This is a genomic window from Bacillus nitratireducens (genome assembly GCF_036320425.1).
GTDB lineage: Bacteria > Bacillota > Bacilli > Bacillales > Bacillaceae_G > Bacillus_A > Bacillus_A nitratireducens.
Map to the genome: position 1 here is coordinate 22,766 of NZ_JAUMJO010000010.1, position 11,959 is coordinate 34,724.

At 35.5% G+C, this 11,959-nt stretch carries 8 protein-coding genes; 6 read left to right on the forward strand and 2 right to left on the reverse strand.

Annotated elements, in window-relative coordinates:
- Position 1: 1 nt before the first annotated feature.
- Positions 2-994, reverse strand: a complete 993-nt coding sequence (locus tag Q3V31_RS26555; RefSeq protein WP_090814173.1) for a DUF4046 domain-containing protein — start codon at positions 992-994, stop codon at positions 2-4.
- Between the two features lie 225 nt (positions 995-1,219).
- Here Q3V31_RS26555 and Q3V31_RS26560 point away from each other — a divergent pair, with 225 nt between their 5' ends.
- The 3 genes from Q3V31_RS26560 to Q3V31_RS26570 all read left to right on the forward strand — a co-directional run bounded on the left by Q3V31_RS26560 (position 1,220) and on the right by Q3V31_RS26570 (position 4,084).
- Entirely contained in the window at positions 1,220-2,713 is a 1,494-nt protein-coding gene (locus Q3V31_RS26560) for a peptide MFS transporter (protein WP_097872347.1), read from the forward strand.
- Between the two features lie 382 nt (positions 2,714-3,095).
- A complete protein-coding gene (locus tag Q3V31_RS26565; protein WP_090814175.1) occupies positions 3,096-3,287 on the forward strand; it encodes a hypothetical protein in 192 nt (63 codons plus the stop codon).
- Between the two features lie 74 nt (positions 3,288-3,361).
- Positions 3,362-4,084 carry a DUF6843 domain-containing protein gene (locus Q3V31_RS26570; RefSeq protein WP_329767517.1) on the forward strand — a complete coding sequence of 241 codons (723 nt, stop codon included), beginning with the start codon at positions 3,362-3,364 and terminating at the stop codon, positions 4,082-4,084.
- A 1,000-nt stretch (positions 4,085-5,084) separates the two neighbouring features.
- Here the strand turns inward: Q3V31_RS26570 and Q3V31_RS26575 are convergent.
- Positions 5,085-5,621, reverse strand: a complete 537-nt coding sequence (locus tag Q3V31_RS26575) for a helicase (RefSeq protein ID WP_097872349.1) — start codon at positions 5,619-5,621, stop codon at positions 5,085-5,087.
- A gap of 334 nt (positions 5,622-5,955) precedes the next feature.
- Between Q3V31_RS26575 and Q3V31_RS31030 the strand changes: the two genes are divergently transcribed.
- From Q3V31_RS31030 to Q3V31_RS26585, 3 genes are read left to right on the forward strand one after another with little or no spacing between them, the layout of a single operon-like run.
- Positions 5,956-6,102, forward strand: a complete 147-nt coding sequence (locus Q3V31_RS31030; RefSeq protein WP_080784409.1) for a DnaB-like helicase N-terminal domain-containing protein — start codon at positions 5,956-5,958, stop codon at positions 6,100-6,102.
- 22 nt (positions 6,103-6,124) lie between these two features.
- On the forward strand, positions 6,125-7,387 hold the full coding sequence (locus Q3V31_RS26580; RefSeq protein WP_090814178.1) for an MFS transporter: 1,263 nt from the start codon (positions 6,125-6,127) through the stop codon (positions 7,385-7,387).
- Positions 7,388-7,401: 14 nt separating this feature from the next.
- Entirely contained in the window at positions 7,402-11,958 is a 4,557-nt protein-coding gene (locus Q3V31_RS26585) for a non-ribosomal peptide synthetase (RefSeq protein ID WP_090814179.1), read from the forward strand.
- Position 11,959: the final 1 nt, after the last annotated feature.

An 11,959-nucleotide genomic window follows, 5' to 3' on the forward strand; every position in this document is an offset into this window, starting at 1 on the left:
TTTAATTATTACAATACCCTTTTAACACACTTTTAGAGAATCGATTTGGATATAAAGAAAAAAGCATTCCATAGGGGCTTCCTTTCCAATAGCGTTGTAAGGGTGTCCGTAATTTTTGTTTTATGAGCCATCGTTGATTAAATACTTTTAATAGCTGTTTTTCATCCAGTTTTTCTTTCTCTTCAATGGTCCATCTTAATGCTTCTAGTGCTTTACATTTGGACCAAAAGCCAACTGGTGTAACTTTAAATTCCCATTCTTTAAAGCGACCTTGATATAAGTCGTTTATCATTTTAAATGGACTATTTCCCCACATTAATTGACATGGAGACGCTAATCTGTGAGTCTTTAACCACTTTATACTATATACATCCAGTATTTGTTCGGGAGTTAATTTTTCTTTTTCTTCAATGGTCCATTTCAATGCTTCTAATGCTTTTTCTTTTGTCCAGAAGTTATTGGGCGTCATGAGAAATTCCCATTCTTTGAAACGACTAGGGTACAGATCGTTAATCATTGCAAACGGACTACTATTCCAGTACATAGCCAGAGGGGCACTAAGTTTGTTTTTCTCCAACCATTTTTTGCCGTATACGCGTAAGAGCTTTTCGTTCGATAAACCTTTTTTTTCTTCAATCATCCATCTCAAAATCGTTAATGCCTTTTCTTTCGTCCAAAAATTTAAAGGAGTCATACCAAATTCCCATTCGTTAAACTCGTTTGGATATAAATCATTTATTGCTTTAAAAGGGCTACTTTCGTATCTATGTTTGAGTAATCCTCGTAATTTATACTTTACAAGTAATTGAGTGTTCCATTTTTTTCTGATATCTTCCTTATCCCATTTTAAGATACTGTGTAATAAATATGTGATTACTCTGCGGGCGAGCTTGTTATCCATATCTTCTTTCCAAGTATTCGGAGGGAATCGTTTCCGTTTTCCATCCAATATTTCTTGATAAATATCTTCTATGGCAACGACTTTCATTGACAATATGTAAATCCTCCTACATTTGTATTTATATTTATACAGTATTAACATTCTAATTAATATATCTATATTATATAATTTAAATGAAATCATCATTAAAAACAATATATAATTTGGTTTTTTCTAAAAAATCTAATCATTTAACTAATTAATATTTGTTTAAATTTTCTATTTTTTGTTATATACTTAATTAGCATCATTATATCTGTATATTAGGAGTGTGTTTTTATGGTGAAGCTTAACAAAAGCGATATTATTCGCACCGTTCCGCAAAATGGTTTCTTTGGACATCCCAAAGGACTATTTACTTTATTCTTTACAGAATTTTGGGAGCGATTTTCTTACTACGGAATGAGAGCAATATTACTTTACTATATGTACTATTCCATTTCTAAAGGTGGCTTAGGGATGGATCACGCCACAGCTGCATCCATTATGGCTATCTATGGTTCATTAGTTTACATGTCTGGCATTATTGGTGGGTGGATTGCTGACCGCCTATTAGGTTCAAGTAGAACAATATTTTGGGGTGGCGTTTTAATAATGATTGGTCATCTCATCTTAGCTCTACCAGGAACGGTTAGTACATTATTTATTTCAATGGTATTTTTAGTACTTGGAACAGGGTTATTAAAACCGAATGTATCTAGTATTGTTGGTGATTTATATAACGAAACGGATACTCGTCGTGATTCAGGTTTCAGTATTTTCTATATGGGTATTAATTTAGGGGCTCTATTATCTCCGTTTGTGATTGGAACACTCGGTCAAAAGTATAACTTTCACTTAGGTTTTGGTGTGGCTGCAATTGGTATGTTATTTGGATTAATTATGTATGTTCTTACGAAAAAGAAAAATCTAGGATTAGCAGGAACGCAAGTACCAAATCCTTTAACAGACAAGGAAAGAAAAAAGGTCCTTATACAGTTTAGTATTGGTATTATCGCAATTGCACTAGTTTGTGTGTTAACAATTCCAACAGGTATTTTAACGATTGATCGATTTACTTTACTTGTAAGTATCTTAGGTATTCTAATTCCAACAGGCTACTTTGTCTTTATGTACCGTAGTCCAAAGACGACAAAAGTTGAAAAATCTCGCTTAATTGCTTACATACCACTATTTATCGCTGCTACAATGTTTTGGGCGATTCAAGAGCAGGGAGCCATCATCTTAGCTAGTTATGCTGATCAACGTACGCAGTTAAACTTTGCAGGATTTGAGGTTCAATCTTCATGGTTCCAATCTTTAAACCCTATTTATATTGTTTTACTAGCACCAGTGTTTGCTTGGCTTTGGGTAAAGCTGAATTCACGCCAACCAAGTACAGCAAATAAATTTGCTATCGGTTTATTATTTGCTGGTTTATCATTCTTAGTAATGATTATTCCTGCATATATCCATGGTACCGAATCCCTTGTTAGCCCAATTTGGTTAAGCATTAGCTTCCTTTTAGTCGTAATCGGGGAACTTTGTTTATCACCTGTCGGCTTATCTATTACTACAAAACTAGCACCAGCAGCGTTCTCTGCTCAAACAATGAGTCTATGGTTCTTAACGAGTGCATCTGCACAAGCTATCAATGCGCAGCTTGTTCGATTATATAATCCTGAAACAGAGATTATTTATTTCGGTGTAATTGGCGGAATATCCATTGTTTTAAGTGTTATTTTATATTTCATGGCTCCAAAGATTCAGGTACTTATGAAAGGGATCAAATAATAGAACTGTGCCAAAAACTTGTTACCATGCAGGTTTTTGTGCACAGTTTTTTTAGTGCTTTATCTTATGTAAAACTAGTTCCTCTTAAACGAAGAAATGGACTAATGTACTTAATGTTTTAGTGAGGAACCGTGAGGGAGAACGTTTGCATTTACGAAAACATTCATGCTAAGAGTTTGCCTAGTATAGGAGTGTATAAAAAATAAATAGAGTTATTTAAAGAAAGGAAATAGGGTTGCTTTGTGAGGATAAAGTTCAATGTTTTCTTACTTCTAATAATGAGTCATAACGTAAATCTTACATATATATCCTATACATTTTAAAATCCCAACAAATTGATTTTTGCAAATGGTAAAATTAGGAAAAGAGAGGTGAACAGGTAATGGACAAAAAATCAGGTTGGTTTTATATCATTGGTTTAACATGGCTTGCAAGCATTGCATTGCTTTGGGCAAACCTTGCCAGGTTGATTCCAAATCAGGTTGCTTCCCTAAGTATCTTTATCGTTATGACTGTCATTGTACTGGGAGCCTGTCTGATGGGGCTTTATCGGCTTAAAAAGAAAAAATATTAAGAGCGGATCATGTCTTTCTCAAAATGGGAAGGGGTTTGCTGTGCAACAAGAGCTTAATTGTAGGAGGAATTCGGATGGATGAAGTACCAAAAAATAAAAATAAAAACAAAAACAAAAACCTGTTGTTATTGATTTATCTTAGTTTAGTATTGAATCTCATCACAGCTCCAATAGCATTATTTATAGGCGGGATGGCAACAGACCCTCCAGACAGTACTCAACTTGATTTTTTGAAAGGATTTCTCTTCATTCAAGCAATACCACTTTTTATACTGTTTATATTTTTGGCATGGTACTCTATCCGTAAGAGTAAATATGCTTATGCTGGAATAGCCTTTTTTTTGTCTGTTATCATACTAGGTACCCCCATTGTTTGGATATATGATATGTATAATTCTTTCGCTAAGAAGGTCTTTTTAATACCTGATGGTTACAAAGGATGTGTGGGTGTCCTTCATAACATCAAGGATTCACCACCTCTAAAAATTGAAGATAAGAAAATTATATATCAAGTAACTAAAGATGGACTATTGAAAACATCATCGAATGAAAGGATTGGTAGGGAAAGTGACCTTGATTCTGGGTGGAATAATGTAGAATTCTATTATGTAGACAAAAGCGGAAACCAAGTTAAGAGGTTAGAAGAAGGAAAAGATATTCACAATGCAGCAGGAATATCGGCATCGGAATTACAAACCTTGCAATTCATTGTAGGAACAAAAAAAGAAGCAGAAGAACATTCACAATTCTCATTTTGTTTTAACGAAGAACAACATCGGCAAATTAATCAGAAGTAAGTCATATATTCATATGGATGATTAGAAGGAAGCATTTGTAGTAGCCTCAAGTCGAGAGCATTCCGTTACTAATATGTTTTATACATCTAATCCTATTTAATAGGGTGGTTTTGAAAGATGGAACTCCCGCATTCGATGTAAATAAGTTGTCCAAATGGGCAGCTTATTGTTTGTTTTTGGATTACTTCAATATCTAAGTTAAATGTCTATGTAGTAGAACTAAAAAAAGACGCCATAAGGCGCCCAAAACTTGGGTTAATGAGGTTTTAGTTTTCCAATCTAAAGAAATATTGTATCAGCTCACAAAGAGAGTATATCATAACATCCAAGAGAAATAATATGCATTCTTACATATCGAAATAAATCTTGTATTCTTGCACTGACGGACCAGAAATAGCAAGATGTGAAGCAAATAAGCGCTGTAAAAATATCAATTCTAGGATGTACTTACTTGCAAGCAAACCCCAAAAATAATACATACATTACAAGTAGAAATCAGATTATGACTCTACCTGCTAGCTAGTATATAGCCGTAGGATATGTGTTTGTTATTGCTTCTTGCAACAAGCATAGGATTATTTTTTAGTATATGAACGAATAAAGCGATTAATTTCTGATATGACATGTTTTAATATCACAAAAGCCTTCATGCAATCATCATTGCGTGAAGGCTTTTTGAAACTGGTGATTTCATCCAAGTGATTCAGACATATCTATTATTTTCGTTATCATTTTATCTAATATTTTCCTTGTTACCCTTATAGGGGTAGCGTCACATCGCTATCAAGCTAATAATTTATAGTACCCCCAGAACGAAATTTTCTACTAACTTGTAACAAAAAAGCTTATTTTTTTGTTTTGGGGTATTTGCTTTTCTTAGCTTGATGGTGATGTAGTGTGCCCTAAAAACAAGGACAATAAAAAAGACCGTCTAACGACGGTCTCATGAAGTAAAGCCCCCCTTTAGTTGAACAAAAGAAGGTAAGTTTCTCATGATTTCTTACTTCTTAAAGTTTTTTTGTTTAACAAAGATAAAGTGGTCTTCAGGCTTCCAAACGTGCAGATTGTCAGCAATGTATCCGCGTAGCCACAACACGCCATTAATTCTTAGATAAAAGCCTTTCGGAAAATCATCGTCTTTAGTTAATATCTCCGATGCTATTGTGATGGAGCCAGATGGAGCTTGATGTTGTTGTGAGGCAGTCCCCAAATAACCTTCAGGCTGCTCAAGATACTCCAGTCTTAGTTGAGGTCCCAGCTCAAGCGGACACAATTCCAAACCAAGTTCGCTAGCTCTTTTAAAGAGCTGATCCGTAGTAGCTCCATCAGGAAAGCCAAGGTCTATAACGGTTAGTTCAACGGTCTTCAGGCTGTACTTTGTATTAGAAGTCATAAATTTATCATCAGCTAACAGTCTTTCTCCATACTCATTCATCAAAATGGAGTACTGTTGCAATTTCTGAATAAGCTGCGATTTCGTAAGTCCGCCAACCTCTACTGTTCTACTAACAATTGGACAATCAGGGTATAATTGCATTTGTAGTCACTCCTAAAAAATTGTGTATAAGAATTTTAAATTAATACATTCTACAATTTTCCATAAATCCCCTTGTTGGAGTATAGACCCATCGCTATCAAGCTAACAAAACTAAATTTTCTTAAAATGAAAAAATACGCTATTCTTTCTGTAGATTCATTGCAATTGTCCTTAAGTTCTTGCACCAGAACCATTCAATCTTAATTTAGTTGTTTTATAGAGATATATCCAGTTTTCAGAAACAATAATCGGAATATTCATTGTTTTCTATATTATTTTTAGAAAATAATCCCATTAATAGGAGTGTTATGATTTAATTGTTAGTCAATATCTCATTTTTAGAACGTTAGTGTCTTTGAGAGAGTCTAAGCAAGCCATTGATTTCATTACCATCACAAACGAACTGCAAAAAAAGAATAGGATTGAAGAGGCGGGAGAAGTCTCGTATCCCACTCAATTAGCTTCTATCGTCCCTATTTAGTAAACTTAAGGAGCTCGTTTTTATGAAAACTACCGAATCAAAAAGTCTATGGAGAAATACAATTTATTTACAAGTTTTCTCTGCATATTCACTGCTTATGCTCGGAGTATTTATTGACATGTTAGCCATTATGACCATTGTTAGTTTTGAATGGGAAGTAGACCCCACCATGATTGGATTAATTCCCGTTGCGTATGCACTTCCTGGAATTATATTTAGTTCATGGGCAGGCGTGATTGCTGATCGCTTTAGAAAAATTCCAATTATGATGTTTTGTAACCTAATGGTTGGTTTATTAACAATTTTTCTTTTATTTGTCCAAAATATTCATTGGCTTTTGTTAGCATTAATGGTTCGGTCCATTTTCACCGTTTTTTATTATCCTGCACAGCAAACACTAACACGACAGATTGTTTCTCCTAATCTGCTTACCAAAGCGGTAAGTATCAATGGGATAGTTGAGCAAGGAACCAAGATACTGGGGCCACTTATAGGGGGAATGTTACTGAGCTGGTTTCAGCCAGAGTTTTGTCTGATTATAAGGGCAATATGCTGTTTACTAGCTGCTTTGGTTCTGTTGCCCACAATAAGGTTACAGGAATCTCTGTCAAGAGAACGTATAGAAAAGAGAAAGCAAAGTACTTGGACTGCTTGGTTACAAGGTTGGGGTTATGTATTATCCAATCGGATGATATTATCAACCATGATTTTCTTTACAATAGCTATGGCAGTATTACAATTAGTAGACTCACAGTTTCCTACTTTATTTAAGAGCTTGTTCCCAAATGATAAGAGTAAAATGGGATACATCATTTCTATTATTGGTCTTGGGGGAATAATTGGCGCATTCTTAACTCAGAAATTAAAACATTTTCAATATGGTTGGGTAATATGTGGAGGTATTGCTTTAATGGGAATTGGCTTCGGGGGGATTAGTCTGATAACTCTGATAAGTCCTGATGGATCCCTCATTTTTGCCTATCTGATTAGTTTTATAGCTGGTATTGGAAGTGGACTTATGTTTGTATCCAATCAAGTCATTCTACAAATAGAATCTCATCAAGAACAGGTCGGAAGAGTATTTGGGATTCAAAGCAGTTTAGCAAATGCAGTCCTCATTATTTCTCCTGCTATGAGCGGTCCACTGGTTCACTTTTTCGGAGTAATTGAACTCTATTTTTATGTGGGTATTGGGCTCATCATCATTGGAGTAATTGGGGTTTCACTACAGAAATATTTATGGGTTACACATAAGCAAGAACCTATAAGAGTAAATAATTTTTGAAGGGAAGATTTTTTATGGCCATTGAGGAATGTTATCCGTTAAGTCATCCACAAAGGAGAATATGGTATACAGAAGTTATTCATTCCGGTAAAGGGATATGTAATTTAAGATTTTTGTTTAAACTTCATAGAAAAATGGATTATTCAAAATTAAACCGAGTTGTGAATCGTGTTATTAGTGAAAATGACGGTCTTTGCATCAGACTAAAAAAAAATGGGCATCAGGAACCTGAACAATATTTTGTTAAACATGAAGAACAAGAATTTGAGTTTTTCGATTTCAGTTCCGTGGAAGATTCAGATTTGCTTGAGAAATGGATCGAACAGAAAACAAAAGAAACGTTTACATTATTTAATTCAGATTTGCACTATTTTGCTTTAATAAAATTAAACGATAATGAATGTGCAATCTTTGGGAATGTTCATCATATTATCATGGATGGTTTATCAATCCAAATATTTATCAGTCAGATTGCAAAATATTATTATGGGATGTATAGCGAGACTGAGGAGGGTGTACTTAGAAATTCATATGTTCAATTTCTGGTCAATGAACAAACATACTTGAATAGTAGTCGCTTTCAAAAAGATAAAAAATTCTGGTTAGAGGAATTTAAAACACTTCCATCTGTGACGGGATTGAAGTCCTATAATACGCACCAAGTTAGTACCAGAGCAGCACGTGAGACGTTTATATTATCGGAGCATTTGAAGAGAAAGATGGAAAAATTTTCCGGAGATTACAAATTTAGTTTATATACTCTTTTTGTCGCTGCATTTTCCTTGTCTATGTATCGGTGGACCTCATCGCTTGATATTGCATTAGGAATGGCTTATGGCAATCGTATGACTAAAATGGAACGGGAATTAATTGGAATGATGGTGAGTACGGTTCCCTTAAGAATGGATATCGATCCAGAAGAAGAAGTGCTTTCATTTATTAGTAGAGTGTCCAGAAAACAAAGTAAATCATTACGACATCAGAAATACCCATTTGATTTGTTATTAAAGCAGATTAATAAAGAGAATAACAGCAATGTTAGACTTTTCGGAACCACTATTGATTATAGAGATCGTGATGAAAGTGGTGACTCACTATGGATTCCAAACTGTGAAGAAGTACAAGATTTTGCAGTGCATATTGAGAATTTGATTGATATAGACTCTTTACATGTACATATTGATTATCGTGAAGAGTTATTTTCTAATGAAGAGATAAAACGTTTTTTCAAAGTTATGTTAGCAATAATAGAAAATACGTTTGAAAATCCAAAGCAGAAGGTATCTGAAATTGAAATCATTTCTGAAGAAGATAAAAGAAAAAGTTTAGTAGAGTTCAACAATCCTAAGCTTGATTTTCCACCTCAAGTAACTATTCATGAATTGTTCGAACAGCAAGCGATGATTTATCCAAACGCAATTGCAGTTAAGTATGAAAAAGAGAGAGTTACCTATAGGGAGCTAAATGAACGTGCAAATCAGTTAGCTCATTATCTACAGAAAAAAGGAGTAGGACCTGATACTTTAGTTGGACTGTGCGTTGAACGTTCTCTCGAAATGATTGTAGGTATTTTAGGGATTTTGAAGGCTGGTGGAGCTTATGTTCCACTTGATCCAACATATCCAGAGCAGCGACTTCAATATATTTTAGAGGATGCTAGCATTCAGTTATTCTTAACGCAAGAAAGTTTAAAAGAATTGAAATGGTTACCAGAAAATATTAAATTGATTTGCCTGGATCGTGAACGAGCTGAGATTGGGCAAGAAAGTAAGTCCTTGCCAGTTTCTGATGTAAGTTCCCAAAATCTAGCTTACGTAATCTATACTTCGGGATCAACAGGGAATCCAAAGGGCGTTATGATAGAGCATCACAATGTCATTCGTTTATTTAAATCAACAGACTGTTGGTATCAGTTTAATGAAAAAGATACGTGGACGCTTTTTCATTCTTATGCATTTGATTTCTCAGTATGGGAAATTTGGGGAGCATTATTATATGGTGGGAAATTAGTTGTTGTTCCGTACTGGATTAGTCGATCGCCTAAGGATTTTTATCAATTATTGGTAGAGGAAGAAGTCACAGTTCTAAATCAAACACCTTCCGCATTTCGACAATTAATACAAGTGTGTGAACAAGAAGATGAGAATAAAAACTTGCAGCTGCGTTATGTGATATTTGGTGGAGAGGCATTAGAAGCTATTAGCTTGTTACCTTGGTTTCAAAGGTATGGGGAGAAAGAACCGCAGTTAATTAATATGTATGGAATTACAGAAACTACCGTTCATGTTACATATTATCCAATTACTCAAGATGATGTGCAGCATGCTTCAAGAAGTAATATCGGAAAGCGGATTCCAGATTTAGAAGTGTATATACTAGACGCCTATCAACAGCCTGTACCTATAGGTGTAGATGGTGAGCTTTATATTGGCGGGTCAGGGCTTGCACGTGGGTATTTAAATAGACCTGAATTAACTGCAGAGCGCTTTATACCTCATCCATTTAGTAGTGATCCGAAAGCAAGATTATATCGGACAGGAGACTTAGCGAGGTATTTACCGGATGGGAATCTTGATTATCGTGGAAGAATTGATCATCAGGTTAAAATACGTGGCTTCCGAATTGAGATTGGGGAGATTGAGTCTACTTTACATGCACATGCATCTATAAAGGAGGCTGTTGTGATTGTTCGAGAAGATCAACCAGGTGATAAACGATTAGTAGCATATGTTGTAGGAGATGGAAAAGTAGGTGAGTGGAGAGAGTATCTTAAAGCGAAATTACCAAGCTATATGGTTCCTTCAGGGTTTGTGACGATGGAGGCCATTCCACTAACTGCTAACGGTAAAGTTGATTGTGAGGCCTTACCTATGCCGGAGGAAAACCAGATTAACATTGAATGTGTTGTCCCTCGAAATAGTAACGAAAAGATACTGGTTACCATTTGGAAGCAAGCATTAGGTGTTAAAAAGGTGGGAATCTATGATAACTTCTTTGAAATTGGTGGCGACTCGATTCTCAGTATTCAAATCATATCTCAAGCCAGTCAAGTGGGATTAAAACTTACTCCAAAGCAAATGTTTGAATGTCCGACCATTTCCGAGTTGGCACAAGTGGCTATAGAAACTCAGGGAGTAGAAGCGGAGCAGGGAATTGTGACAGGAGATGTGCCTCTTACTCCAATTCAGTATTGGTTCTTCGAGCAAGAACATCCACGTTCGGAGCATTGGAATCAATCGATGCTTTTAAGAGTGAAAGAGAGATTGGACATGAAGTTACTAGAGGGATCCATATTAAACTTACTGAAACATCATGATGCTTTACGTTTCCGGTACGAACAGTTAACAAATGGAACGTGGAGGCAGAGAAATGAAGGGACTGATGAGCAGTCTGTACTTCGTGTGGTAAAAAGGAACAATGCTAATGAACAAGTGTGGAATAAAGTAATACAAGAAGAAATGAACATTACTCAAGCTAGTTTCAATTTAGTTACAGGTCCGTTAATGGGAGTAGTTTACTTCGAGGATACCTTGAATGGAAATGATCGATTATTCTGGGTTATTCATCATTTAGTAGTAGATGGAGTATCGTGGAGAATTCTATTGGAAGATTTACAGGCGGTATATAACCAGATGAAACAAGGTCAAAGAGTTCGCTTACCTGCGAAAAGTACATCTTTTAAAGAGTGGTCGGAACGACTACAGGCATACAGTGATTCTGGTATTTCAAAAGAAGTACAAGATTATTGGAATGAACGGGTAGAAAAAGAAACGATGAAGATTCCAATGGACTACCCGAGACAAGAAACAACGGAAGAATCGGTTGATCAAGTGACGAGGACTTTAGGAGTAGAAGAAACCCATGCGTTGTTACAAGAAGTTCCAGTGACTCATAAGACAAGGATTAATGAGGTACTATTGACGGCATTAGGACAAGCTATCGTTGATTGTACAAATCAGCAAACCGTTTCCATTCATCTAGAAGGACACGGGAGAGAAGAGATGGTTGAAGGTATGGATCTATCACGGACAGTGGGCTGGTTCACGAGTATTTATCCTGTTCATTTGAACTTTCAAGGAACTAAAACACCTATTGAAGGATTAAAGGCTGTAAAAGATCAATTGCGTCAAATTCCGAATCGCGGAGTTGATTATGGTATTTTGCGTTACTTGAAAAAAGGATTACTTCCATTTTATCAGCAAAAGCCTTCAATAAGCTTTAACTATTTGGGCCAATTTGATCAAGTGTTTTCAAAGGAATCTTTGTTTATGCAAGAGGTAGGGTTTACATTTTTAGATCATGCTCCAGATTCCAAGCCATCGCATCTAATTGATGTTATCGGTATGGTAAAAGATGAGAAGTTCCATTTTGTTTGGATGTATAGTAGAGAACAGTTTTCTAGATTAAAAATTCAAGCGATAGCAGATGGTATGTTGAGGCATCTTCGTCAACTTATAAATAAACCAACAACAGAGTCTGCTTTTACAGTATCAGATTTTGCTGATGCGGAGGATCTTACGGAAGAAAGCTTGAGCAAAGTATTACTTAAATTAACAAAGAAGAGGGTGTAAA